At 70.8% G+C, this 23,848-nt stretch carries 22 protein-coding genes and 1 pseudogene; 10 read left to right on the plus strand and 13 right to left on the minus strand.

Features of this window, described 5'->3' with window-relative positions; all coding sequences use genetic code 11:
* Positions 1 to 37: 37 nt before the first annotated feature.
* On the plus strand, positions 38 to 1,132 hold the full coding sequence (locus IH26_RS64225; protein ID WP_030437662.1) for a cellulose binding domain-containing protein: 1,095 nt from the start codon (positions 38 to 40) through the stop codon (positions 1,130 to 1,132).
* 55 nt (positions 1,133 to 1,187) lie between these two features.
* Here IH26_RS64225 and IH26_RS0119585 read toward each other — a convergent pair whose 3' ends face one another.
* On the minus strand, positions 1,188 to 2,783 hold the full coding sequence (locus IH26_RS0119585; protein WP_211268694.1) for a GGDEF domain-containing protein: 1,596 nt from the start codon (positions 2,781 to 2,783) through the stop codon (positions 1,188 to 1,190).
* Between the two features lie 210 nt (positions 2,784 to 2,993).
* Between IH26_RS0119585 and IH26_RS0119590 the strand changes: the two genes are divergently transcribed.
* On the plus strand, positions 2,994 to 3,317 hold the full coding sequence (locus IH26_RS0119590) for a hypothetical protein (RefSeq protein WP_157437271.1): 324 nt from the start codon (positions 2,994 to 2,996) through the stop codon (positions 3,315 to 3,317).
* Between the two features lie 148 nt (positions 3,318 to 3,465).
* On the plus strand, positions 3,466 to 4,221 hold the full coding sequence (locus IH26_RS0119595) for an alpha/beta fold hydrolase (RefSeq protein ID WP_030437665.1): 756 nt from the start codon (positions 3,466 to 3,468) through the stop codon (positions 4,219 to 4,221).
* Here IH26_RS0119595 and IH26_RS0119600 read toward each other — a convergent pair.
* The 3 genes from IH26_RS0119600 to IH26_RS53705 are packed head-to-tail and all read right to left on the minus strand — an operon-like array spanning position 4,188 to position 6,890.
* Entirely contained in the window at positions 4,188 to 5,225 is a 1,038-nt protein-coding gene (locus IH26_RS0119600) for an ABC transporter substrate-binding protein (RefSeq protein ID WP_211268695.1), read from the minus strand. The genes IH26_RS0119595 and IH26_RS0119600 overlap by 34 nt on opposite strands.
* A gap of 28 nt (positions 5,226 to 5,253) precedes the next feature.
* Complete coding sequence (locus tag IH26_RS0119605) at positions 5,254 to 6,105, minus strand: ABC transporter permease (protein WP_030437667.1); 852 nt, start codon at positions 6,103 to 6,105, stop codon at positions 5,254 to 5,256.
* Positions 6,102 to 6,890 carry an ABC transporter ATP-binding protein gene (locus IH26_RS53705; RefSeq protein ID WP_157437272.1) on the minus strand — a complete coding sequence of 263 codons (789 nt, stop codon included), beginning with the start codon at positions 6,888 to 6,890 and terminating at the stop codon, positions 6,102 to 6,104. Before IH26_RS53705 ends, IH26_RS0119605 begins: the two co-directional genes overlap by 4 nt.
* A gap of 233 nt (positions 6,891 to 7,123) precedes the next feature.
* On the opposite strand from IH26_RS53705, the pseudogene IH26_RS0119615 reads away from it, so the two are divergent.
* Both IH26_RS0119615 and IH26_RS64525 read left to right on the plus strand, forming a co-directional pair.
* A pseudogene (locus IH26_RS0119615) lies at positions 7,124 to 8,671 on the plus strand (ATP-binding protein); the annotation flags it as partial.
* Between the two features lie 275 nt (positions 8,672 to 8,946).
* On the plus strand, positions 8,947 to 9,474 hold the full coding sequence (locus IH26_RS64525; RefSeq protein ID WP_425394389.1) for a response regulator: 528 nt from the start codon (positions 8,947 to 8,949) through the stop codon (positions 9,472 to 9,474).
* A 106-nt stretch (positions 9,475 to 9,580) separates the two neighbouring features.
* On the opposite strand, the gene IH26_RS0119625 is transcribed toward IH26_RS64525, so the two are convergent.
* Entirely contained in the window at positions 9,581 to 10,462 is an 882-nt protein-coding gene (locus tag IH26_RS0119625; protein ID WP_034215666.1) for a COG4705 family protein, read from the minus strand.
* A 632-nt stretch (positions 10,463 to 11,094) separates the two neighbouring features.
* On the opposite strand from IH26_RS0119625, the gene IH26_RS0119630 reads away from it, so the two are divergent.
* Together IH26_RS0119630 and IH26_RS0119635 are read left to right on the plus strand one after the other, a co-directional pair.
* On the plus strand, positions 11,095 to 12,330 hold the full coding sequence (locus tag IH26_RS0119630) for a COG4705 family protein (RefSeq protein WP_157437273.1): 1,236 nt from the start codon (positions 11,095 to 11,097) through the stop codon (positions 12,328 to 12,330).
* Between the two features lie 79 nt (positions 12,331 to 12,409).
* Complete coding sequence (locus tag IH26_RS0119635; protein WP_034215668.1) at positions 12,410 to 13,786, plus strand: sensor histidine kinase; 1,377 nt, start codon at positions 12,410 to 12,412, stop codon at positions 13,784 to 13,786.
* On the opposite strand, the gene IH26_RS0119640 is transcribed toward IH26_RS0119635, so the two are convergent.
* Together IH26_RS0119640 and IH26_RS0119645 are read right to left on the minus strand one after the other, a co-directional pair.
* Positions 13,759 to 14,436: a response regulator transcription factor gene (locus IH26_RS0119640; protein ID WP_030437672.1), complete on the minus strand. Its 678-nt coding sequence runs from the start codon at positions 14,434 to 14,436 to the stop codon at positions 13,759 to 13,761. The two genes, IH26_RS0119635 and IH26_RS0119640, sit on opposite strands and share 28 nt — an antisense overlap.
* A 30-nt stretch (positions 14,437 to 14,466) precedes the next feature.
* Complete coding sequence (locus IH26_RS0119645) at positions 14,467 to 15,183, minus strand: HAD-IB family hydrolase (protein ID WP_169789776.1); 717 nt, start codon at positions 15,181 to 15,183, stop codon at positions 14,467 to 14,469.
* Between the two features lie 116 nt (positions 15,184 to 15,299).
* On the opposite strand from IH26_RS0119645, the gene IH26_RS0119650 reads away from it, so the two are divergent.
* The gene (locus IH26_RS0119650) at positions 15,300 to 16,061 is read left to right on the plus strand and encodes a polysaccharide deacetylase family protein (protein WP_030437674.1); all 762 of its coding nucleotides are present in this window, start codon (positions 15,300 to 15,302) and stop codon (positions 16,059 to 16,061) included.
* Positions 16,058 to 17,215: a YncE family protein gene (locus IH26_RS0119655; protein ID WP_030437675.1), complete on the plus strand. Its 1,158-nt coding sequence runs from the start codon at positions 16,058 to 16,060 to the stop codon at positions 17,213 to 17,215. Before IH26_RS0119650 ends, IH26_RS0119655 begins: the two co-directional genes overlap by 4 nt.
* 6 nt (positions 17,216 to 17,221) lie before the next feature.
* Here the strand turns inward: IH26_RS0119655 and IH26_RS0119660 are convergent, their stop codons facing one another.
* Complete coding sequence (locus tag IH26_RS0119660; RefSeq protein WP_051808297.1) at positions 17,222 to 17,974, minus strand: polysaccharide deacetylase family protein; 753 nt, start codon at positions 17,972 to 17,974, stop codon at positions 17,222 to 17,224.
* Positions 17,975 to 18,173: 199 nt separating this feature from the next.
* Between IH26_RS0119660 and IH26_RS0119670 the strand changes: the two genes are divergently transcribed.
* Positions 18,174 to 18,794, plus strand: coding sequence for a DedA family protein (locus tag IH26_RS0119670; protein ID WP_034215670.1), 621 nt, complete (start codon positions 18,174 to 18,176; stop codon positions 18,792 to 18,794).
* Here IH26_RS0119670 and IH26_RS0119675 read toward each other — a convergent pair.
* From IH26_RS0119675 to IH26_RS0119695, 5 genes are all read right to left on the minus strand, one after another.
* A complete protein-coding gene (locus IH26_RS0119675; RefSeq protein WP_030437678.1) occupies positions 18,791 to 20,593 on the minus strand; it encodes an FtsX-like permease family protein in 1,803 nt (600 codons plus the stop codon). The two genes, IH26_RS0119670 and IH26_RS0119675, sit on opposite strands and share 4 nt — an antisense overlap.
* Entirely contained in the window at positions 20,593 to 21,291 is a 699-nt protein-coding gene (locus IH26_RS0119680; protein WP_030437679.1) for an ABC transporter ATP-binding protein, read from the minus strand. The genes IH26_RS0119675 and IH26_RS0119680 overlap by 1 nt, the downstream gene beginning before the upstream one ends.
* Positions 21,288 to 21,809, minus strand: a complete 522-nt coding sequence (locus IH26_RS0119685) for a PadR family transcriptional regulator (RefSeq protein WP_030437680.1) — start codon at positions 21,807 to 21,809, stop codon at positions 21,288 to 21,290. Before IH26_RS0119685 ends, IH26_RS0119680 begins: the two co-directional genes overlap by 4 nt.
* Before the next feature lie 126 nt (positions 21,810 to 21,935).
* On the minus strand, positions 21,936 to 22,691 hold the full coding sequence (locus tag IH26_RS0119690) for an ABC transporter permease (RefSeq protein WP_030437681.1): 756 nt from the start codon (positions 22,689 to 22,691) through the stop codon (positions 21,936 to 21,938).
* 140 nt (positions 22,692 to 22,831) lie between these two features.
* A complete protein-coding gene (locus IH26_RS0119695) occupies positions 22,832 to 23,746 on the minus strand; it encodes a TauD/TfdA dioxygenase family protein (RefSeq protein ID WP_030437682.1) in 915 nt (304 codons plus the stop codon).
* Positions 23,747 to 23,848 lie beyond the last annotated feature (102 nt).

The raw sequence follows: 23,848 nt of genomic DNA on the forward strand, positions 1-23,848 counted from the left end.
ACTCCGAAATGTTTCGGCGAGACAGGGAGGGATGACAATGCGACGAACCGTGGTACGCGCCTCGGCCTTCGGGCTGGCGGCCGGCCTCGCCACCGCGCTGGCGGCGACGACGCTGACGGCGAACGCCGCCACGGCCGGCTGCCAGGTGTCCTACACGATCAGTTCGCAGTGGCAGGGCGGCTTCGGCGCGAACGTGGCGATCACCAACCTCGGCGATCAGCTCACCTCGTGGACGCTGCGCTGGTCGTACGGCGCGGGCCAGACGGTGACCCAGGCGTGGAACGCCACCGTGACCCAATCGGGCTCCGCGGTCACCGCGGTCAATGTCGGCTACAACGGCACGATCGCGACCAACGGCACCGCCAGCTTCGGTTTCAACGGCGCGTGGACCGGCTCGAACCCGGCGCCCACCAGCTTCACGCTGAACGGGGTGGCCTGCACCGGCGGCGTCGCGACGAGTGGCCCGACCACGCCGCCCACCACGTCACCGACGACGCCACCCACCACCGCGCCGACCACGTCGCCGACCAGCGGTCCCCCGCCGTCCAGGACGGTCCGGGTGTTCTGGCTCAAGCCCACCGACGTGGCGTACGACCAAAGGTATCCGGACGGCATCGCCGCCGTGATGCGCGAGGCCCAGAAGTACTACAAGCAGGAGCTGGGTAGGACCTTCACGCTGAACAACACCGTCGTCGAGGTGGTCGACGGCGAGCACGACCGGAACTGGTACATCACCACGAACTGCACTGGCAGCGACCACTACTGGTGCGTGGTCGGCAACATGCACCAGGAGTTGTTGCGCCGGTTCGGCATCAGCAACCCGGACAGCCGGTGGCTGTGCGTCGGCGAGATCAGCGCCGAGGAGACGAACCAGTCGGGCGGCGGCGCGAGCGTCGGCTGGGTCACGCTCAGCGGCCACGACGCGGACGGCGCGGCCGGCATCAACGGGCCGATGAACCGGTGGTACGGCGGCATGGTGCACGAGCTGGGCCACGCCTTCGGCCTGCCGGACTCCACGTCGACCGACGGCACGCCGATGTCGGCGAGCCTGTACGACTATCCGAACACCCACTTCAGCCAGGCCCAGAAGAACTCCATCCTGAGCGGGCCGTACGGCGGCTTCCTGTCCTGACAAACGCGTGCGGCCGGTGGGAGCGCTCCCGCCGGCCGAGCGTGTCCGGCGGCCGTCACGAGGAGGCGCCGACCTGGTTACGTCCGGCCCGTTTTGCCTGGTAGAGGTGCTTGTCGGCGCGTCGTAGCAGGGTGGACAGGGTGTCGCCGGGGAGCGCGACGGTGACCCCGATGCTGGCGGTGACGGGCATCCGTACGCCGTGCTCCGGCCACGGCTGGCCGGCGATCGTACGGCGCATCTGCTCGCATTTGGCGATCGCGGCCGCCTTCGACGAGTTCACGAGCACGACGACGAACTCCTCGCCGCCGAGCCGCGCGGCGAACGACTCCGGTCCGCAGGCCTGTTCCAGAATCCCGGCCACGACCCGGAGCACGGCGTCGCCCGCGTCGTGCGTATACCGGTCGTTCACCTGCTTGAAGTGGTCGAGATCGAGCAGGCACAGGACGAACCGCGGGCCGGCCGGGCCGTCGTCGAGCAGGACGGCGAGGCGGCCTTCCAGGTACCGCCGGTTCCACAGCCCGGTCAGCGGGTCGCGCTCGGCCAGCTCGCGATAGCGCTGGCCCTCCCGGCGGACCTGCTCGAAATCGAACAGGGCGCGCATCACCGACGCGACCGCGTCGCCGTCGGCGGAACGGACCCGCTCCCACTCGGTGTGGAAGTCGACCATGTCTTCGTACGCGGTGCGGTGGTCGCCGGTCGCCGCGTGGATCGCGGCGAGCTTCCGCAGCGCCATGGCCGCGTGCCTGCCCAGGCCGGCGTCCGTGGCCAGCTTCCGGCTGCGTTCCGCCGCGCGCAGGGCCGCCACGTGGTCGCCGGCGCGTAGCTTGAGCTCCGCGTAGGTGAGCAGGGCCGCGACGTCCGAGCCGGCGTCGGTGTAGTTGACACGCCGGGCCACCGCCTCCCTGATCAGGCGTTCCGCCTCGGCCGCCTGCCCGCGCTCCAGGAGCACCGCGGCGACCGTGTCGACCACGGCGGCGTTCAGCTGCAGTCCGTTCGCGACCGCCACCGCCCGGAGACGTTCGACCGCCGCGAACGCTGCCGGAATGTCCCCCGTCTCGTACAACGTATAGGCGAGGTTGTTGAGGTTGGCGATGACCATCACCGGGTCGCCCAACGCCCGCGCCAGCTCGTCGGCCCGGTCGAACAACGCCGGCGTGACGGTGCCCTCGAAGCGCTGGCAGTTGGTCAACATGGCCAGGATCAGCGCATGGTCGGCCTGCATCGCCAGCGGCGCGGAGTCGTCGAGCAGCCGCACCGAGGCCTGCGCGTGCGGCAGCGACTCCGCCCACGCGCCGAGCCGGTGCAGCCCGGTCGACAGCAAAGCGTGCCCGCGGGCCGTGACCAGCAGGTCGCCCGTCGAGTCGGCCCAGCGCAGCATGTCCTGGACGATGCTCAGCCCGTCGTTCACGTGCCCGGTACGGCTGAGCATCTCCGCCCGGCCCAGCCGGCCGAGGGCCCGGATTCGCTCGAACCCGCACTCGGCGGCCCGCTCCGCCAGCGCGTCGGCCCGCTCCAGCAGCCCGTCGAGGTTGTCGTACGCCGTCGTGATCAGCGCCATCGCCTCGGCCATCAGCTCGCCCTCGAGCCGAGCACGCGCGTCCGGCGGACGGGCTGGGCCGTCCGTGCCGACCGCTGCGTTCTCTGTCGACAAAGGCGCTCCAGAGCCGGGGCTTGTGGGCGAACACGCTCACCCTATGGGGTCGGGTCACTTCGCACATCACCCTGTCTCTCGTCCAACGTAGATCCGTTCGGGCGATGGGCTCCGCGACCGATACGCGACTGACTTGGTGAGTCGCCGCCGGGAGAATCGGTTGTCGTGGGAATTCGGCAGGGAAGCGGGTGCGGCCTTGCCGTACTCGGAGTGATGGTCGTACCGCTCGGCCTGACCTGGCTGGTGCTGCACTGGGCCGGCGCCGACGGGTGGCTGGCGCTCAGCACCGCGGCCACCGTCGTGGTGCTCTTCGCCGCGCTCGCGCTGGGCGTGGTCGCGCTGCTCACCGACCAGGTGCCGCACCCGCTGCCCCGCCGGGTCCACCTGGCCTGGCTCCTGCCCGTCATTCCGGTCGTGGCCGTGGCCTCGACCGTCGCCGCCTGGATCACCAGGGATTCCGGCCTGGCCCCGATCCCCTGGCTGTCCGGGACGGCCTTGTTCATCACGGCCTGGGTCGTGCTGAGCGGTCTCTAGCAAAGCTGCTAGTCTGGCCGGGGCCGTGCGAGAGACCGAGGAGGTGGTACCCGTGAACGTATCGACATGGGTGCTCCCCCGCGGGGTCACGGCCGGGCGATAGGTCGTCCGGGAGCGCCGATCACGAGCACTCCCGAAAGGCACGACCATGCGCTTCACCACCGAACGACGCCTCGACGACGGCGTCCTCGAACGCGAATTCACCCTCGGCGAGGTCCCCGGCATCCTGTGGACGCCGACGTCCGCGCCGGCCCCGCTGATCCTGCTCGGCCACCCCGGCGGCCTGCACAAGATGTACTCCCGGCTGGTGACCCGCGCCCGGCATGCCGCGGCGGAAGGCTTCGCCACGGCCACCATCGAGCTGCCCGGCAGCGGTGAGCGGCCCGGTTCCGCCGTCGCCGAACAGGCCCGCGCCGACCTGCGCCGGGCGCTGGCGGCCGGCGAGCCGGTCACCGACGACGTCGTCGACCGGCTCATCCTCCCGCTGGTCGACCAGTCCGTCCCGGAATGGCGGGCCCTCCTGGACGCCCTGCTCGCGCTGCCCGAGATCGGCGGACCGGTCGGCTACGCGGGCGGCGTGATCTCCATCGGCGTACGGCTGGCGGTGGTCGAGCCACGCATCGTGGCCGCCGGGCTGTTCGCCGGGAGTTACGTGCCCCGGGCCATCCTCGAGGAGGCCCGGCAGGTCACCATCCCGCTGCACGTCCTGCTGCAGTGGGACGACGAGGGGAACGACCGGCAGGTGGCGCTGGACCTGTTCGACGCCTTCGGCTCGAAGGAGAAGACGCTGCACGCCAACATGGGCGGGCACACCGGCGTCCCGCACTTCGCGGGGGACGATGCGAACCGGTTCTTCCAGCGCCACCTTCGTCAGCCCGCGGCCTTCACGAACTGGTCCGTGTAGGTCTTGCTCAGGTCGATGGTCTTGCCCTTGACGTCCTTGTTGAACGTGCTCAGCACCTTGAGGTTGGTCGGCGGGCCGTTCGGGGGCATGATCCCGGTCGGGTTGTAGATGCCCTTCTCGTTGTTCAGCGCGTCGATGTAGGCCTGCTTGCCCGCGCCAGCGTAGTAATCGGCCGGCATCTGGTCGGTGATCTCGGCGGCGGTGTGCGCCTGGATGTACTTGAGCGTCTTGACGAACGCGTCCACCAGCTTCTGCACCACGTCCGGGTGCGCCTGCACGTAGCTGGTCTGCATGTAGAGGCTGGTGGCCGGGTACTCGCCGCCGAGCGCCGCGGACGCGCCGTCGGCGGAACGCATATCAAGCAGGATGTACGCCTGTTTCGTCGCCAACAGCTGCGTCACGGTCGGCTCGGTGGTCATCGCGCAGTCGACGTTCTTGTGCTCCATGGCGCCGATCAGCGTGTTGCCGGCCTGGACACCGAGGCGGTGGATCGAGGACGGGTCGACGCCGTTCTTCTGCGCCAGGTACTGGGTGAGGAAGTCGGTGGACGAGCCGATGTCGGTGACGCCGAGCGTGCGGCCCTTCCAGTCGGCGGGCGACTTGATCTGGCTCTTGAGATCGTTCCGGCACAGCTCGACCTCGCCCGGCGTGACCAGCATCGACACCACGGACTCGGCGCTCTGCCCGAGGCCCTGCAGATCGATGGTGTGGTCGTAGAAGCCGCCGACGCCGTCCACCTTGCCGGCCATCATCTGGGTGGTGGCGTCGACGCCGGCGCCCTCGTCCTGCAGGCTCACGTTGACGCCCTCGGCCTGGAAGTAGCCGAGCCGCTGGGTCAGCATGAACGGAAGGTAGATCTGTTTGCTCAGGCCGCCGACCATGATGCTGACGGTCGGGGCGCCGGAGACGGTCGCGGCCGGTGCCGCTCCCGCGTTCGAGGCCGCCTTGTTGGCACAGCCGCTCAGCGCGACCGCCGCGGCGGCGCCGATCGCGAGCCATCTCATTGTCCGCATAGTCCACTTCCTTTGTTTGTCAGAGATCGGGTCCGGAAAGCTGAGGCGGGCGCCAGCGCAGCAGGCGCTTCTCCAGCCGGGTGATGAGCCACTCGGCGGCGAGCGCGACCGCGCCCATGATCACCATCGCGGCCCAGACGCCGTTCGCGTCGAAGGTGCCCTGCGCGGTCTTGATCAGGACGCCGAGGCCCTGCAGGCCGCCGATGAACTCGCCGACGATCGCGCCGATCAGGGCGAAGCCGAAGGCGACGTGCAGGCTGGCGACGATCCAGGTGAACGCGGACGGCAGCACCACCTGGCGGGTCGCTTGCCAGCGGGAGGCGCCGAGGATCCGGGCGTTCGCGATCAGGTTGCGGTCGACCTCGCGGGCACCCTGGAAGGCGTTGAAGAAGACGCCGAAGAAGACCAGGACGATGACCAGCATGACCTTCGACTCCAGGCCGAGGCCGAAGGCCAGCACGAAGACCGAGCCGAGCACGATCCGCGGGATCGAGTTGAGGACCTTGATGAACGGCCCGAACACGTCGGCGAGGAAGCGGACCCGGCCCATGGCCAGGCCGAAGACGATGCCGAGGACGGTGCCGATCAGGAAGCCGAGGAGGGCCTCCTCGAGGGTCACCCTGATCTGGTCGCCGAGCGAGCCGACCGCCGTGCCGACAGTGATCCACTCCTTGAGCCGGCCGACGATGCCGCTCGGCACGCCGTACAGGATGATCTTGCGGGAGTCGGAGCCGACGTAGAGCTGCCAGAAGCCCAGCACCACGACGAGGACGGCCACCTGGACGCCATGGACAAGCAGTTTGCGGCGTACGGCGTGGGCACCGGACCGGCGTGTCTTGCGGCCGGCGGCGGCCACCGTCACGGAGGTCATCGGGTCACCCCCGCCGGTGACTGGGTGCGGCTGTAGGCGATGTCGACCTCGGCGCGCAACGTCTCCCAGACGCGGTGGTAGAGATCGACGAACTCGGGCTCGAACCGGATCTCCTGGACCACGCGGGGACGCGGCAGGTCGATCGGGAACTCGGCCTTCACGGTGCCGCCCGGGCCGGCGGTCATCACCACGACCTTGTCGGCGAGGGCGATCGCCTCCTCCAGGTCGTGGGTGACGAAGACGACCGCCGGGTGGGTCAGGTCCCACAGCCCGAGCAGCTCGTTCGACATCAGGGCCCGGGTCTGCACGTCGAGCGCGCTGAACGGCTCGTCCATCAGCAGGATCCGCGGCTCGTTGATCAGGTTCTGGGCCAGCGCGACGCGCTTGCGCATGCCGCCGGAGAGTTGGTGCGGATACCGGTCCTCGAATCCGGCCAGCCCGACCCGGCGGATCCAGTCCCGGGCATCCGCGTACGCCGTGCGTTTGTCGACGCCCCGGTAGCGCGGTCCCGCGGCCACGTTCTCCAGCACGTTCTTCCACGGCAGGATCGCGTCGGTCTGGAACATGAACCCGACGCCCTTCGTGATTCCGGACACGTCCTGCCCGGCAACGCGGACCCAGCCCGCTGTAGCCCGTTCCATCCCGGAGACAAGGGTCAGGGTGGTGGACTTACCGCAGCCGGTCGGCCCGACCACCGCGCAGAACTCGCCGGCCCCCACCGTCAGGTCCACGTCCCGCAGGGCGGTGTAGATCTCGCCGGCTGGACTGCGGAAGTCTTTTCGCACCCCCCCGCAGTTCGATCGCGGGCAGCGCCTCGGCCGGCTCGGTCGTCGTCACATCGGGCTCCCTTCATGCGGTGCCGGGAGCCTAAATTTCGGCGAGATTTCGTAGAAGGTTTCGCATGCGTTTCGCGCGATGGCCGCGTTACTCGCGGTTAAGTGCTTTTTGCTCGCCTGGACTTACCCGGCCCCCTGCCGCATGCTGCGGATATCCCGCTGACCGGAAGCAGGTGACGTGCATGCGGCCGCCTCGGACACTCGCCTTCCAGGTGCTGCTCGGAGTGCTGAGCATCCTGCTCGTCACGACGGCCTTCGGCGGTTTCCTGTACGTGACCCTGAGCGATCAGAGCCTCGACAAGCAGACCGAGGGGCAGGCGCTGGGCATCGCCGAGACGGTCGCGCAGATGCCCGACGTCCGGGCCGCCCTGCTGGCCGGCGACCCCCGGGGCCTGATCCAACGCCGGGCCGAGGAGGTCCGGGGCGCCACCGCCGCCGCGTACGTCGTGGTGGCCGACCGGAATGGCATACGGTTCTCGCACCCGACCACCAGCCTCATCGGCCGGCGCCTCGAGGAACCGGTGATCGTGCTGGACGGCCGGACACACACCGGCACGGATCCCGGCAGCCTGGGCCGATCGGCCAACGGCAAGGCGCCGATCTTCGACGACGGTCGCGTGGTCGGGGAGGTGTCGGTCGGGATCCTCGAGACGCACGTCGCGAGCCAGGTGCATCACCAGGTGCTGGCGATCCTGACCTACTCGGCGCTGGCGCTGGCCGTGGGCATCCTCGCGTCGTGGCTGCTGGTGTGGCAGATCAAACGGGTCACCTTCGGGCTGGAGCCGGCCGAGATCGGCTCGCTGCTGCAGGAGCGGGAGGCGATGCTGCATGGCATCCGGGAGGGCGTGATCGGCTTCGACGCGAAGGGCCGGGTCGATCTGATCAACTCCGAGGCCCAGCGGCTGCTGCACCTGCCGCCGGGCCAGCGGGGCCGGCACCTCGACGACCTTCTCCCCGCCGGCCGGCTGCGCGACCTGCTGGCGGGCACGGTCACCGGCGACGACCAGATGGTCCTGACCGACGAATACCTGCTCGTGGTGAACCGGATGCCGGTGGTCCTGGACGGGCGTGACGTGGGTTCCGTTGTCACCTTGCGTGATCGTACGGAAATGGAGGCCCTGGTCCGGGAATTGCGCTCGGTCAATGGGCTGACCACCGCGCTGCGGGCCCAGGAACACGAATTCGCGAACCGGCTGCACGTGATGTCGGGCCTGCTGGAAATGGGCGAACAGGAGGAGGCCGCGGATTATCTGGCGGAGATCTCGGCCGGTTCGCTGGCGCGCGCCGACGACATCCGGGCCCGGATCGCGCCGCCGGCGGTGGCCGCGCTGCTGCTGGCGAAGACGACCGTGGCGGCCGAGCAGAACGTGCGGCTGACCATCACCGACGACTCGCACCTCGACCAGCCGGGTGTCGACGTGCGGGCGCTGCTCACCGTCGTCGGCAACCTGGTCGACAACGCGATCGAGGCGCTCGGCCGTTTGCCCGGCACCCGCGAGATCACGCTCGAGATCAAGGACGAGGATGGCGTACGGGTGGTGGTCACCGACAACGGCCCCGGGATCGCGTCCACCCACGTGGACGACATCTTCCAGGACGGGTACTCGACCAAGGCCACCGGGAGCGGCGGCCGGCGCGGGCTCGGCCTGGCGCTGGTGCACCGGATCGTCCACCGGGCGGGCGGGACCATCGAGGTCAGCTGCGCGGGCGGCACCCGCTTCGAGGTGCGGCTCCCCGTGCCGGCCGCCCCGCCGGCCGCCCCTCCGGCCCCATCGCCGGTCGCCGCTCCGGCCTCCTCGCCGGACGCACAGCCGGTCGCCCCTCCGGCCGCACAGCCGGTCGCCGCTCCGGCCGCACAGCCGGTCGCCGCTCCGGCCGCACAGCCGGTCGCCCCTCCGGCCGCACAGCCGGTCGCCCCTCCGGCCGCACAGCCGGTCGCCCCTCCGGCCGCACAGCCGGTCGCCCCGAGGCCCGCGCCGCCATCGCGGCCGATCCGCCCGACCTGTTGCTGCTCGACATCTACCTGCCCGACGAGGACGGCCTGTCCCTGCTGCGCTCGCTGCACACCGCCCCCGGCGCGCCGGACTGCATCGTCATCAGCGCCGCCCGCGACCTGCAGATGGTCCGCTCGGCCATGCAGATGGGCGCCGTCTACTACCTGGTCAAGCCGTTCGGTTTCCACCAGTTGCGCGACCAGCTGGAGGCGTACCGCCGGTGGCGCAACCGGGCCAGTACCGAGGGCGTGGCCGACCAGGCGACCGTCGACAGCCTGTACGGCCTGCTGCGCGGCTCGTCCTCCGCGGTCGCGGCCCGGCGCTACCTCTCCCCCACCGCGCAGAAGATCCTGGACGTGGTGCGATCGGCCCCGCAGCCGGTGGGCGCCTCCCAGATCGCCGAGGAGCTGGGCGCGAGCCGGCCCACGGTGCAGCGCTACCTGGCCAAGCTCGAACGCCAGGGAATGATCGAACTCCACCTGGAGTACGGCGCGACCGGCCGCCCCCATCACCGGTATCGAGTCGCCGAGAACTCCTGAGCACCGAGCGTGTTGCCACCGGCGGACGCACCGTCCACGCGGACCGCACCGTCCACGCGGACCACACCGTCCACGCGGACCGCCGTGCCCGCCGGAACACGCCGGCTCATCGAGCGGGCACGACCTCGATCAGGTCGCCCGGGTGCAGGCCGCGGCGGCTTTCCTGGACGTGCGCGTAGGCCATCAGGCCGAACAGCACCGTGAGCAGGACCAGCGACGAGCCGAGCGTGCCCAGCGCGAGGCCGCCCTTGGCCACCGGCTTGGTCAGGAAGTCGCCGGCGGTCGCGCCGAGCGGCCGGGTGAGCACGAACGCCAGCCAGAACAACACCACATTGGGGACGGCCGGCACGTACTTGACGGCGAGCAGACCCGCGAGCAGGCCGGCGATCAGCAGGGCGCCGCCGGCGTAGCCGAGCCCGGAGCTGTCGGACAGGAAGTCGCCCATCGACGTGCCGAGCGTGTTCGACACCAGAATGGCGGCCCAGAACAGCGACTCGCCCCGGAAGGTGTCGATGTCACGGATCTGGAAGGTGAGGCCGGTGGTCTTCCAGAGCACGAAGATGCCGATCAGCAGCGAGATCAGGATCGCCGCGCCGGCCGGGTAACCCAGGCCGAGTCCCTGTGGACCCCAGCCAAGTGACTGTTCCCCGGCCGGTAGATAGCTGGCGTCCCGATTCATGAAGTCCGACATGGTGGTGCCGGCCATGCTGGTCGACAGGATCACCGTCCAGTAGAAGAACGGGTTGTACCGCTGGGCACGCAACTGGATCACCAGGGTCACCACGAAGATCGCGAACAGGGCGACGGTGGTCAGGAAGTAGCCGAGTTTCAGTGTCTGAGCGAAGAGGTCGCCGGCCGTCTCGCCGAGCGTGGTGGCGGCGATCTTCATGACCCAGAAGGCCAGGGTGACCTCGGGAAGTTTCTTCATCACGTACCGGCCCGCGCCGGCCACGTCCATTTCCGTGAATACTTCCGGCTGCTTGGTCATACCTCTCCCCCGTGCTCGCGGCGCCCGATTCCCCACGAGCATGAGGGCCGGGTCGCGGCCCGTGGCGAGGCTCGCCGGAACCTCCGTACCGATCACCTACAAGTTGTAGGATGTGCACTCTTCCGGTCGCGTACGCACAGCTGGTTCTCACGATTTTCTTAAGTTCAGGACCTCTGTGCTCTTAACCATGCCGCCGATTGTTCGGTCGTCCCTCTTTCGCCGACTCGAGGACTCATGGCATGGATGACGGGCGGATCGTCGTTTCCGGATTGATCGGCGGCCACCTCCACCTCATGCCCCTCGAAACGCAACGTCCGGGCGAGCGAGTCCCGAACCGCCGCGTCGTCGTCGACCACCAGGACCCTCATCGGCCACCGTCTCCCGTCCGACCTGGTTTCCGGCCGCGGACCGTAGCGCGCGGCGGCTAAGAAAACCCTGAACCCCGTTCTGCCGGGCGCATTTTCTCCACTCCTGGATGACGTTCTGCCGCCGGTTTCAGCGAAATTTAAGGCCGGCGGCCCGAAGGTTGACAGTCGCGCTCTCACCGTGCGATCCCCGCGCGCTTCCGAAGTCTTGTGAAGGAGAAAATGATGTCGGTGACTTATGCCACCGCAGGACGCTCGCGTGTCTGGTTGACCAAAGTTCCGGCCATTACCGCGACGTTCTGGGTCATCAAAGTATTGTCCACGACCATCGGCGAGACCTTCGCCGACTACCTGACCGTGAATGTCGGCCTCGGGCCGCTGGTGACCGATGCGCTCATGGCGGCCGTGCTCGTCACCGCGCTGGTCGTCCAGTTCCGTACGCGGAAATACACGCCCTGGATCTATTGGCTGTGCGTGGTGCTGGTGAGCATAGTGGGCACGCAGATCACCGATTTCTTCACCGACACGCTCGGCGTCAGCCTCTACTTGAGCACCACGGTCTTCGCCGTCATCCTTGCCGTCGTGTTCCTGGTATGGCACCGGCAGGAACACACGCTCGCGATCACGTCGATCGACACGCCGCGCCGCGAGGCCTTTTACTGGGGAGCCATTCTCACCACGTTCGCGCTCGGCACGGCCGCGGGCGACCTGGCCACCGAGGCGTTGAGCCTGGGCTTCCGGAACGGGGTGCTGATCTTCGGCGGCCTCATCGCGGCGACCTGGATCGCGTACAAAATCGGGTTTGGTCAGGTTTTGACCTTCTGGATCGCCTATGTGCTTACCCGGCCGCTCGGGGCGTCGGTGGGTGACCTGCTCACCCAGGACAAGCAGTTCGGCGGGCTGGCGCTGGGCGCCAGTGCGACCAGCGTGCTGTTCTTCGCGGTGATCATCGTGCTGGTGGCCCGCGAGCAGATGCTGGTCAACCGGCACGGGGTCGCCGAGAAGGGCAGCGGACCGGCCGGCGGGCTGCGGGCGGACTACGTCTGGGCGGGCGGCGGCCTGGTGGTGGTCGCCGCGGTGGGGCTGGGGCTCAGCGCGACGCACTCCGACACACCGGAGAGCAGCGGCAGCTCCACGGTTGTGGTCGACCCCGGGGTGCCGGCCCCGGGCCAGTCCGCCGGCGGGGTGACAGCCACGCGGAAGGCTCACCCGACCACGCGGCTCGGCGACCTGAGGACGTTCGCCACCATCGTGACCGACGTCAAGGACAGGGTCGCCCACAACGACCTGTCCGGCGGCCGGACCCGGATCAAAGACCTGGAGGTGGCCTGGGACGACGCCGAGGCCGGGCTCAAGCCCCGGGACGCCGGCAAGTGGCACCAGCTCGACGGCCAGATCGACGACGCCCTCACCGCGTTGCGCGCCGCGAACCCGAGCCAGTCCACCTGCGCGTCGACCCTCGCCACCCTGCTCACCACGCTGAACAGGTTCGACGGCATCTGATCGTGACGTCGCCGGGTGGCGCGCCGTCACCCGGCGGCGCTTCAGCTCACCGTCAGGTCGGGTGACCTATGGTCCGCGGATGAGCAGGTGGCTGGGTGGCGTCCGATTGCGCACGGCGATCGCGGCGGCGGTCGTCGTCGGGGTGGCCGGAGCCGTCGCCGCCTTCGGTTTCGTCCGCGCGACGGAGTCGATCCTGACGCACAATGTCGAGAGCGCCGTTCGCCAGCGGGTCGCCGAGGTCAAGGCCGGGCTGCGGGACGACGAGGCGTCGGACGTACTGGAGACGCTGACCGGCAACACAACCCTGGTTCAGGTACTCGACGGTGCGGGAAAGGTGGTCGCGACCTCCTTTCCGGTGGGTTCGAGACCGCCGCTGGCGAGCCACCGCGTCCCCGTCGGTAGCACCACGAAGGCGACGCGCCCCTGGCCGGCGAGCGGCGACGCTCCGTACCGGATCTGGGTGGTCGGGGTGAACACGTCGAAGGGGCCGCAGACGGTGGTCGTCGCGCAGTCGCTGCAGCCGGTCCGGGAGAACACCGCCGCGCTCACCCGCACCCTGGCGACCGGCATGCCGGTCCTGGTGGCCGTCGTCGGCGTGGCCACCTTCGTCTTCGTCGGGCGGTCGCTGCGGCCGGTCGAGGCGATCCGCCGGCAGGTCGCCTCGATCACCGCACAGGACCTGCACGCCCGGGTGCCCCTGCCGCACGGCCAGGACGAGGTGGCGGCGCTGGCGCGCACGATGAACGCCATGCTCGACCGGCTCGAGGCCGGGGCCGTGGCGCAACGCCGGTTCGTCGCCGACGCCGGGCATGAGTTACGCAGCCCCCTCGCGACGGTCCAGCTGGGCCTCGACTATCTGGCGGCCCGGGCCACCACCGAGACCGGCCTGGCCCAGATCACCCTCCTGCAGGGCGAGGCCGAACGGCTCGGGACGCTGGTCGCGGACCTGCTGCTGCTCGCCCACTCCGACGAGCACGGGCTCGCGTTCCGGCGCGACGAGCTCGACCTGGACGACCTGGTACTCGCGGAACGGGAACGGTTCGCCGCCCGATTCCCGACCGTGGATCTCCGGCTCCGCCTGCAGCCGGTGCGCCTGATCGGCGACGCCGCCCGGCTCCGCCGGGCCCTCCGCAACCTGCTCGACAACGCCGCCCGGCACGCGAGATCCACGGTGACGGTCACGGTCCGGCAGGACGACTCCGCACACCTGATCGTCACGGACGACGGCCCCGGCATCGCCCCGGGCGACCGGGAGCGGATCTTCGACCGGTTCGTGCGCCTGGACGACAGCCGCGCTCGGCACGACGGCGGATCGGGTCTCGGCCTGCCGATCACCCGGGAGATCGTCGACGGGCACGGCGGCGCCGTGAGCATCGACGACGGCCCGGGCGCCGTCTTCCATGTCCGGCTGCCGCTGGCGGAGGCCGATCACCCACCGTTGGCGGCCAGCCGGTAGCCGGCGCCACGGACGGTCTCGATCGCCGAGCGGCCGAACGGCTGGTCGATCTTCTTACGCAGGTACCGGATGTAGACCTCGACGATGTTGGAGTCGCCGTCGAAGGTCCAGTCCCATACCCCGCCGATGATCGCGTTCTTGGAAACCACCTCGCCGCGGTGCCGGATCAGGAACTCCAGCAGCGCGAACTCCCGGCTGGTCACCGAGATCTCCTGCCCGGCGCGGCTGACCCGCCGGGTCGCCGGGTCGACGCTCAGGTCACCGGCGGTGAGCACGGCCGGCCGCTCGGGCCGGCCCCGGCGGACCACCGCCCGCAGCCGGGCCAACAGCACCACCAGGGAGAACGGTTTGGTGAGGTAGTCGTCGGCGCCCAGGTCGAGCGCGTCCGCGAGGTCGTACTCGCCGTCCTTGGCGGTCAGCATGATGATCGGCGTCCATACGTCCCGGCCGCGCAACTGCCGGCACACCTCGTAGCCGTTGAGCCCCGGCAGCATGATGTCGAGCACGATCACGTCGTACGGATGCTCGGTCGCGGCCCACAGCCCGTCCGGGCCGGTGGCGGCGACGTCGACCGCGAAGCCCTCCCCCATCAGCGCGTCGCGCACCATCGCGGCCAGCGCCGACTCGTCCTCCACCAGTAGGACACGCACGTCATTTCCCATCCGAAGGGAGACCGGTGCTCACCGGTCGTCCCGGAGAGTGTCGCGCCGGAGAGTGAGGTGACGGTACGTGGTCACCCGCACCGCGATGTCGGCGATCTCCAGCAGCGGGCGGTCCACCGCGCTGTTCGCGTACGCCCAGACCCGACTCGCCGGCTGCTCGTGGAGATGTTCGAGGACCCGGCGGGCCTTCTCGTGCCCGCGGCAGTTGCCGCCCTTGAGCGCGCCGGTGAGCCGGCCGTTGACCACCGCCATCTCGGTGCAGATCACCTCGTCGGCGCCGAGCAGCCGGCCGAGGTGATGGACGTAGATTCCGGGGGAGGCCGAGGCGATCACGAGCCGGTGGCCACTGTCGCGATGCCAGGACCACAGCCGCATGGCGTCGGCGCGTAGCGTCTTCCGGACCCGGCCGGCGTAGTCACGTGCCAGCGGATCCACCGCACCCAACTCCCGTCCCCCGAGAAGTTGCTGCAGCACCAGCGCCTTGGCCGCGCTCCGCCGCCCATGCCTCGGCAGGTCGCGGCTCGCGGCGACCGCCATCGCCCGGACGACCGCCGCCGGGCCGGCGACCCGGCGCAGGAACGGCAGCAACGTGCCGGTGCGGGTCAGCGTTCCGTCCAGATCCCAGACGGCGGCCGGGCGGCCACGCCGGGGACCCGGCACGTCGCCGCCCGTTCCGGTCGCCGGCAGGACCTGCGGTGGCTCGATGACGGTCAGGGGTGGCACCTGGCTGTTCACGACGCCCACGATGGGACCGGCCACCTTAATCAGGGCTGAACGTACCCCATACGGGCAGAATTCACTCGGAGGCGGCTTCAGGCTCCTTTAATGACCGCCCGCCTAGCATCCGCCGCATGCATCGTCGTGACGCCCTCCGCACGGTTGCCGGCCTCTCCCTCGGCGCGGTCGCCGGCTGCGACGCCGCTCAGCCGTCCGCCGCACCCACGACCGCGTCCACCGTTGCAGGCAGGACCGCGTCCACAACCGAAAACTCGTCCAGCCCGGCAGCGGCCGCCCTGCCCGACGAGGTGCGGCACGGTCCGCGCGACCGGCCTCAGGTCGCCCTGACCTTCCACGGCCAGGGCGATCCGCGGATCGTGACCGCCCTGCTCGACGCGCTGACACGCGGCGGCGCCCACGTCACGGTGCTGGCCGTCGGCACGTGGCTGGCCGCGAACCACGACCTTGGCCGGCGTGTTCTCGCCGACGGCCACGATCTCGGCAACCACACCCAGCACCACGCGGACATCAAGAACATGAAACCCGAGCTTGCGTACGCCGAGATCGCCGACTGCGCGCAAGCGATCCACGCCGTCGCCGGCTCGCCCGGCCGCTGGTTCCGCCCGTCGCAGACCCAGTACGCGACCGCGACGATCAAGGCAGCCGCCCGCCGGGCCGGCTATCCGACGTGCCTGTCGTACGACGTGGACCCGCGCGACTTCACCGACCCGGGCGCCGCCGCGATCGTCTCCGCCACCCTCGCCGCCGCCCGCCCCGGGTCGATCGTGAGCCTGCACTGCGGCCACGAGGGAACCGTGGCGGCGATCGCCCCCATCCTGGCCGGCCTGCACGAACGGGGGCTGCGCCCGGTCACGGCCTCGGAACTGCTCACATGACCCGGCTGTTGACGGCCACGGTCACCACCGCATCGATCCTGCTCGCCGGCTGCGCCTCGGCCCCCGCGCCCGCCGAACCCCGCACGCCGGTACCCTCGGCCGAGCCTTCGGCGAAAACCGCGACGACGCTGCTGCCAGGGATGCCGCCGCCGATCGACCCGGCCGACGTCTACGCCGCCGACCGCCCAGGGAACCTCGCGGCCGCCGCGGCACGCGCCAAGCCCTTGGTCTACGTCCCGAATTTCGGCAGCGACACCCTTTCGGTGATCGATCTGCGAACGTACAAGGTCATCCGGACCGTTCCCGCCGGACACGGCCCGCAGCATTTAGTGCCCTCGTGGGACCTGCGCACGCTGTGGATAAATGACAACGCGGGCAACACGCTGATCCCGATCGACCCGGCCACCGGCCGGCTGGGCAGGCGCGTGCCGGTCACCGATCCGTACAACCTCTATTTCACGCCGGACGGCAAGTTCGCGATGGTGATGGCCGAATCGCTCCGAGCCATCGTCTTCAGCGACCCGCACACCATGGCGCCCCGGCACCTGCTCCCCGTCGGCTGCGACGGGATCAACCACGCCGACTTCTCGGCCGACGGCCGGTACTTCATCGCCACCTGCGAGTTCTCCGGCGACCTCGTCAAGATCGACACCGCCGCGCAACGCGTCGTCGCTCGCCTGCACCTGCCCGGACACGCCATGCCGCAGGACATCAAGATCTCCCCGGACGGGCAGACCTGGTACGTGGCCGACATGCAGACCAGCGGCCTCTGGATCATCGACGGCGACCGGCTGACCGTCCGCACGTTCCTCCCCACCGGCGACGGCGCCCACGGCCTCTACCCCAGCCGCGACTCCCGCTATCTCTACGTCGCCAACCGCGGCGCGGGCAGCGTGTCCGTCCTCGACTTCCGCACGGGCAAGGTGGTGTCCACCTGGCAGCTGCCCGGCCACGCCAGCCCCGACATGGGCGGCGTCTCCGCCGACGGCCGAGTCCTGTGGCTCTCCGGCCGCTACGACCACGAGGTCTACGCGATCGACACCGCCACCGGCCGCCTGATCGCCCGCATCCCGGTCGGCACCGAGCCGCACGGACTCTGCGTCTGGCCCCAGCCGGGCCGCTACTCGCTGGGCCACACCGGCATCCTCCGCTGACCGGCCCTACCAGTGCGGTGCAGCTGTTCGTCCCGCCCGGCCGGCGATCGTGGTGTCCTCGGTGACGCCGTGCTCGGCCAGCGGGCCGACGGCCAGACCCCGGGCCCGGCAGGTGGTCAGGATCGCGGGCAGCGCGCCCAGCATGGCCAGCCAGCACTTCGGGGCGGCCGAGTGGTCGCTGTCGTGCAGCAGGATCGTGCCGCCTCCGTCAAGCTTGCGCATGATGCTGCGATAGACCGAGTCCGGCGTGCACGTCCTGGTCCAGTCGCGGCCCCAGGTGGTCCACAGCACCGGCCGCAACCCGAGTCTCCTGGCCTCCAGGAGGGCGGCGGCGTTCGCCACCCCGTACGGCGGGCGCCACCACCGTGGCCGTACGCCGGTCACCGCGATGATGGCCGCGGTGGCCCGGCTGATGTCGTGGCAGGTGGCGGCCGGCCCGTGTTTGACCAGCAACCGGTGCTCGTACCCGTGCACGCCGACCTCGTGTCCGGCGTCGACGACGGCCCGGGCCACCTCGGGCAGTTCCTCGGCCATCCGGCCGAGCAGGAAGAACGTGGCTCGCACACCGGCCCGGTCGAGCAGGTCGAGCAGTTCCGGGGTGGCGTCGGCGTGCGGTCCGTCGTCGAAGGTGAGCGCGACGTGTCCGGGGTTGCCGACGCCGGCCAGCCCGGGAAACAGCGTGCGGCGCAGCGGACCGATCGCGGCGATCGCCGGGAACGGATGACCGGCCGATGCCACGGCGGTTCGGGCGAGGTTCATGGCGCCACCGATCGCAGGATGAGCTCGGTGGCCCGGGCGATCTCCGCGGCGCAGCCGTCATGGCCTGCGCCGATGCTCGCCGGGACGACGACGGGGGAAGGGCTGGTCATGCCGGAGAGGTTGATGACCGCGCGCTGAGGAATCCCTGAACCCGCCGCGTTCAACGAACCTTCAGCCGCGGAGACATACCTTTCCGCGTATGAGTCTTCTTGATCCGCAGCACCTGATCTCGGCGTTCGGTCTGCTGGGTATCCTGGCGATCGTCTTCGCCGAGTCCGGGCTGCTGATCGGGTTCTTCCTGCCGGGCGACTCGCTGCTGTTCACCGCCGGCCTGCTGGTGGCCGGCGGCACCTACCTGCACCTGCCGTTGTGGCTGCTCTGCCTGCTCGCGGCGGTCGCCGCGGTCGCCGGCGACCAGGCCGGTTACGCCTTCGGCCGGCGCTTCGGCCCCGGGCTCTTCCACCGGCCCGACTCCCGGCTGTTCAAGCAGGAGAACCTCACCCGGGCGCACGCCTTCTTCGACAAGTACGGCGCCCGCTCCCTCATCCTGGCCCGCTTCGTACCGATCGTGCGGACCTTCACCCCGATCGTCGCCGGCGCGGTCCGTATGCGCTACCGCACCTTCGTGCTCTACAACGTGATCGGCGGAGCCCTGTGGGCCGCCGGGGTGACCACGCTCGGCTACTTCCTCGGGCAGGTCGCCTTCGTCCGCGATCACATCGAACTGATCCTGATCGGCATCGTGGCCGTGTCGGTCGTGCCGATCGCGGTCGAGTTGCTGCGCGCCCGCGGCCGGGCGCGCAGCGGTTCTCGCGTTTAGGCCGACTCGGCGCTCAGCACGTCGGCGACCGGCCGGCGCGCGCCGAGGCCCGCCGGTATCGCGGTGCAGACCACCACCGCCAGCACCGAGCCCAGCAGGACCGCCGCCAGACCGGCCACCGAGGGAGCCGAGAACGACGTCTGGGTCACGGCGCGGTAGACGATCAGGCCCGCGGGCACCCCGAGCAGCGCACCTGGGGCGGCCGGGACGACCTGTGCCGCGGACAGACCGCCGGTCACCTGGTCCGGGGTGGCGCCGAACGCGCGGGCCAGCGCCGAAGCGTGTCGAGCGTCGGCGACTGTAGCCCAGGTCAGGAAGACCGTGTTGGCCGCGGCCAGCACCAGCAGCATCACCGTGATCGTGGTGGTGACCTGGGCCAGCCGTTCGGTGCGCAGGTTGTGCAGCCCACCGGTGTCGCGGGCGTTGACGGCCGCGCTGGTCAGGATCGTGACCAGACCGGTGACCGTGACCGCGGTGCTCAGCGTCGCGAGGGCGGCCCGGGCCGGGCGGCGGCCGATCAGGCGCAGCCCGAGAAGCAGCGGCACGGGCAGCGCGGCGGAAAGCGCGATCACCCGGCCGTGCCGGCGGGGTGTGCGAGCAGGCGCCTCGAGTGCGGTGATCGTGGCGGATCGGGCCGCCCGCAGCGCCGGGAGCAGCGTGGCGGTGAGCGCCACGAGCAACGCGACCACGATCACCACGGCGACGGTGGAGGCGGTCAGCGTCGCCGGGCCGGACGAGCCGAGCAGTCCGGCGCCGGGAGCGGTGAACCGGCCCGCCAGCAGGCGGCCCACGCCCAGGGCGGCGGCCGCGGCGAGCACCGCGAGCGCGAGATGCTCGACGAACAGCACCAGGGCGATCAAGCCGGGCGTGCCACCGACCGCCTTGAGCAGACCGACCCGGCGGGTCTGCTCCAGGGTGCGGCGCCCCGCGAGCACGGTCAGTCCGGCCACCGCGAGCAGGGCGAGCAGGACCGCGCCGACCTGCAGGGCGGTCTGCGCCGATCGGGTCACCCCGGCGTCGGCGTCGCGGATCTGCTGCCAGGCGAGCAGGAACGGAGCGGTCTCCCGGCCGTGCGCGGCGGCGAAGGCGGGTGCCGCGGCCGGGTCGGCCAGGCGCAGGTCGAGCAGGTAGACGACGGCTGGGGTGGTGCGCTCGTGCACGGTCGCCAGGTCGGCCGGGGTCAGCCAGACCAGCCCCAGGTCGAAGGCGTGCGGGCCGGGTGCGATCCCGGCGAAGCACAGCAGGTGACACAGGCTGCTCGGGTACGACGGAAGGGCCGCGCTCACCGCCGTACCGCCGATGCGGAAGGACCGGCCACCCAGCGTGACGTGATCGCCGACCCGGGCGCCGAGGGCGTCGGCGAAGCCGCGCTCGAGGACGACCGAGCCGGCGCCGACCCACCCGCCCGAGGTCAGCTTCGGCCGGTCGACCGGGTCACCGCCCGCTGGCTCCCGTCCCCATGCCTGGACGGTCGCCGTGCGCCTGCCGAGGGTCAAGGTGGTGTGCGCCATCGGCATCAGCGGACCGTGCGCGGTCACGCCCGGCAGCCGGGTGATCGCGTCGACCGCCGCGCTCGCCGGTGGCGCGCCGTTCTCGCTCAGGAAGCCGGCCACCGCGTCCGGTCCCGCGGTCGCGGCTTTCGTCTGCTCGTACGGGTGATCGGTCACGTCGTTCAGGGCGAGCCCGATGGTCAGCGTCGTGGTCGCCACCATCATCACCAGCAGCGCGAGGATCGCCTCGACCGGCCGGCGGCGCACGTCCCGCCATGCCAGCCGGAGCACGAGCAGCAGCCGGCCCATCACGCCGCCCCGGCGAGCACGGTCTGGTCGACCAGGGCGCCGTCGCGCATCGACAGGATCCGGTCGGCGGTGGCCGCGATCCGCGCGTCGTGCGTGACGACGACCAGGGTCTGCCCGGCCCGGTGCAGCCGGTCGAACAACCGCAGCACCTCGGCGGTCGCGGCGCTGTCGAGGTTGCCGGTCGGCTCGTCGGCCAGCACGACCAGCGGCTCGGTGCTCAGCGCGCGGGCGATCGCCACCCGCTGCCGCTGCCCGCCGGACAGCGCCGACGGCAGATGACCGGTCCGATCGGCCAGGCCCACCTGGTCGAGCAGGTCGAGCGCCGTCGTGCGGGCCGCGCGCGGCGAGCGGCCGGCCAGCAACGCCGGCACCTCGACGTTCTCCACGGCGGTGAGCTCGGGCATCAGGTGGAACGCCTGGAACACGAAGCCGATCCGGTCGCGCCGCAGCCGGGCCAGCGCCCGCTCGCTCATCGTCTCGACCCGGCGGCCGCCCAGCTCGACCTCGCCGCCGGTGGGCCGCTGCAGGCCGCCGAGCAGATGCAGCAATGTGGACTTGCCACACCCGCTCGGACCCATCACCGCGACCGTCTCGCCCGCGTCGACCGCGAGGTCGACGTCGTCGACCGCGCGGACCCGCCCGTCACCCTTACCGAATTCCTTGCGCAATTTGCGGGTACGCAACACGGCTTCCGTCATTTCCTGTCCCCTCGTGTCGTCCAGGCTTGTTCGCACGCGTCCAGCCACTTCAGGTCCGCCTCCAGCCGTAGCACCTGACCCTCGAGCAGCAGCCCCGCAACCGACCCGGGCGGCTCGGCCAGGGCGGCCCGCTGGGCGTCGCGCAGCAGGCGCAGCAACTCGCGCCGCTGGGCGTCGACCAGCGCGATCGGGTCGGCCAGCCGAGCGGCCGCGGCGGCGGTCAGCTTCAGGTGGAAGTCGGTGGGCGCCGGCCGGGGCCACGCCACCTCGGTCAGCCACTCGGCGACCCGGTGCTGGCCGGCCGGGGTCAGCGCGTACACCTTGCGGTCGCGGCCCTCGCCCTCGCCGGCCGGTTCCCAGGTGACCAGGCCGGCCTTCTCCAGCCGGGTCAGGGTCACGTAGATCTGCCCGTCGTTGAGCGCCTCGCCGAGCGGCCCGAGCGCGTCCCGCAGCCGGGCTCGCAGCTGATAGCCGTGCGAGGGCTCCTTGGCCAGCAAGGCCAGCACCACGTCCTGCATCGTCCCTCCACCGATAACCGTTACCTGTCAGATAACCGTTAGCGGTACGGGTCCGTCAATCAGGGTTCTCCCTGACCCGAGGTACGCACCCTCGTCGGCCGGGGCCGGCAGCTTGTAGCTTGCAAGTCAAGCGGAAGCATCGCGGCGGCGCACCGAGCCCCGCGCGACCAGCTCGATCGTCACGGCGACCGCGATCGCCTCGACCGCGAGCAACGCCACCAGGACCATGAGCTGGGTAGCGCCGGCCTGCACCGCCGAACCACCGCCGAGGAGTACGCCCACGAAGGCACCGGGCAACGTGACCAGGCCCACGGTGCGGGTCTGGTCGAGCGCCGGGACCAGCGCCTGACCCGCGGTCGGGCGGCAGACCTCGAGCGCGGCGTCGCGTGGCAGGAATCCGAGGGCCAGCGCCGCCTCGTACTCGCCGAAGCGGTTATGAAGCTCGTCGAGGGCCCGCCGGCCCGACAAGGAGGTCGCGGTCATCGCGCCGCCGATCAGGATGCCCGCGATCGGCAGCACCGCGACCTCGGACAGGGGCACCGCGCCCGCGGCGACGATCAGCACGCCGGCCGGCAACGCACCGGCCACAATCGGCAGGATGGTGAACCGGGCCAGATCCCAGGAACCGATCCGGCGAGCCGAGGTGGCGGCGGCCACCAGCACCATCAAGGTGACGAAGGCGGCGGTGGCCCACCACGACCGCAGCACCGCGGCGATCAGGACCGACACGGCCGCCAGCTGGACGATCGCCCGCAACGAGGCCGAGACGATGGCGCGGCCGGCGCCCAACCGGCCGGCCAGCGCGGCGGCCACGGCCAGCAACACCAGCGCCGCCAACACGACGGCGAAGACGGGACCGATCGAAACCGCTGCCTGGCTCAACCCCGGCCCTCCGCATTCACCGAATCCTCAGGTGACCGTACGGAGGTTCCCGATCGCGAACCAACTCGCCCGTCCATTCGTGGCCACGGGCCGAGGCCGAACTCGTCCGATCAGCGTGACCCGGTGCGGTGGACGTGGCCCTACCTTCCCGGGGTGTAGTGGCCGGCGGTGTCGCCCTCGAGGATCTGGCTGCGCCGGCCGTCGATGCCGGCCGGGACGTCTCCGGCGACGGTGACGCGGAACAGCCGCCGGGGCTGGGTGCCGTAGTCGTCCGGGGCGTAGTGCTGGGTGATGCGGTTGTCGAAGACCACCAGGTCGCCGACGTTCCACTGCACGCGCAGCACGTTCTCCGGGCGGATGACGTACGCCTGCAGCAGTCGCAGGATGTCCCGGGACTCGGTGCCGGACAGCCCGACCAGCCGCTGGGCGAACCCGCCGATGAACAGGCCGCGCTCGCCGCTCTCCGGGTGCACCCGGACGACCGGGTGGGCGGTCTGGTAACGCCGGGAGACGAACACCTTGTGGTATTCGGCGGCCTCCTCGGTCGCGAACTGCGGCCGTACGTAGTCGTAGTCGTTGGTGTGCACGGCCTGCAGCGAGTCGGCCAGCGCCCGCAGCGGTTCGGGCAGGTCCCGGTAGGCGGCCGCGGCGTTGGCGATCAGGGTGTTGCCGCCGTACGCCGGGACGACGACGGCACGCAGCGTGGAGACGGCCGGCGGGCTCTGCACGAAGGTGACGTCGGTGTGCCAGTTGTTGGCGCGGACGCCCTCGTCGCCCTGGACCCGCAGGATGTTCGGCTGCCCGGCGACCGACGGGACGGTCGGGTGGGCGGTGGTGAGCGGGCCGAACCGGGCGGCGAAGCGCAGTTGCTGGTCGTCGTCGAGGTGCTGGCCGCGGAAGACGAGCGCCTTGTGCGCCAGCAGGGCGGCCCGGATCTCGGCGAACACGGCGTCGTCGAGGTCGGCGCTCAGGTCGACGCCGCCGATCTCGGCGCCGATGCGGCCACCGATCTGCCGTACGTCGATCGAGACCGCGGGGCGGGTGTCTACGGACATGGTTTCTCCCGATGGAGGTGTCGCGGAAAGGAGGAGGCCTTCATCAAATATCCCTAACTCCTATATGTCAAGTAGGGATTTGGCCGCCGTACGATACGGTCC

It is taken from the genome of Actinoplanes subtropicus, assembly GCF_000721705.1.
GTDB lineage: Bacteria > Actinomycetota > Actinomycetes > Mycobacteriales > Micromonosporaceae > Actinoplanes > Actinoplanes subtropicus.

Coding starts and splice junctions, on each gene's coding strand:
- IH26_RS64225 (WP_030437662.1), top strand. CDS start 38: ATGCGACGAACCGTGGTACGCGCCTCGGCCTTCGGGCTGGCGGCCGGC.
- IH26_RS0119595 (WP_030437665.1), top strand. CDS start 3,466: ATGCGCTTCACCACCGAACGACGCCTCGACGACGGCGTCCTCGAACGC.
- IH26_RS0119600 (WP_211268695.1), bottom strand. CDS start 5,225: ATGAGATGGCTCGCGATCGGCGCCGCCGCGGCGGTCGCGCTGAGCGGC.
- IH26_RS0119605 (WP_030437667.1), bottom strand. CDS start 6,105: ATGACCTCCGTGACGGTGGCCGCCGCCGGCCGCAAGACACGCCGGTCC.
- IH26_RS0119625 (WP_034215666.1), bottom strand. CDS start 10,462: ATGACCAAGCAGCCGGAAGTATTCACGGAAATGGACGTGGCCGGCGCG.
- IH26_RS0119635 (WP_034215668.1), top strand. CDS start 12,410: ATGAGCAGGTGGCTGGGTGGCGTCCGATTGCGCACGGCGATCGCGGCG.
- IH26_RS0119650 (WP_030437674.1), top strand. CDS start 15,300: ATGCATCGTCGTGACGCCCTCCGCACGGTTGCCGGCCTCTCCCTCGGC.
- IH26_RS0119655 (WP_030437675.1), top strand. CDS start 16,058: ATGACCCGGCTGTTGACGGCCACGGTCACCACCGCATCGATCCTGCTC.
- IH26_RS0119660 (WP_051808297.1), bottom strand. CDS start 17,974: ATGAACCTCGCCCGAACCGCCGTGGCATCGGCCGGTCATCCGTTCCCG.
- IH26_RS0119670 (WP_034215670.1), top strand. CDS start 18,174: ATGAGTCTTCTTGATCCGCAGCACCTGATCTCGGCGTTCGGTCTGCTG.
- IH26_RS0119675 (WP_030437678.1), bottom strand. CDS start 20,593: ATGGGCCGGCTGCTGCTCGTGCTCCGGCTGGCATGGCGGGACGTGCGC.
- IH26_RS0119680 (WP_030437679.1), bottom strand. CDS start 21,291: ATGACGGAAGCCGTGTTGCGTACCCGCAAATTGCGCAAGGAATTCGGT.
- IH26_RS0119685 (WP_030437680.1), bottom strand. CDS start 21,809: ATGCAGGACGTGGTGCTGGCCTTGCTGGCCAAGGAGCCCTCGCACGGC.
- IH26_RS0119695 (WP_030437682.1), bottom strand. CDS start 23,746: ATGTCCGTAGACACCCGCCCCGCGGTCTCGATCGACGTACGGCAGATC.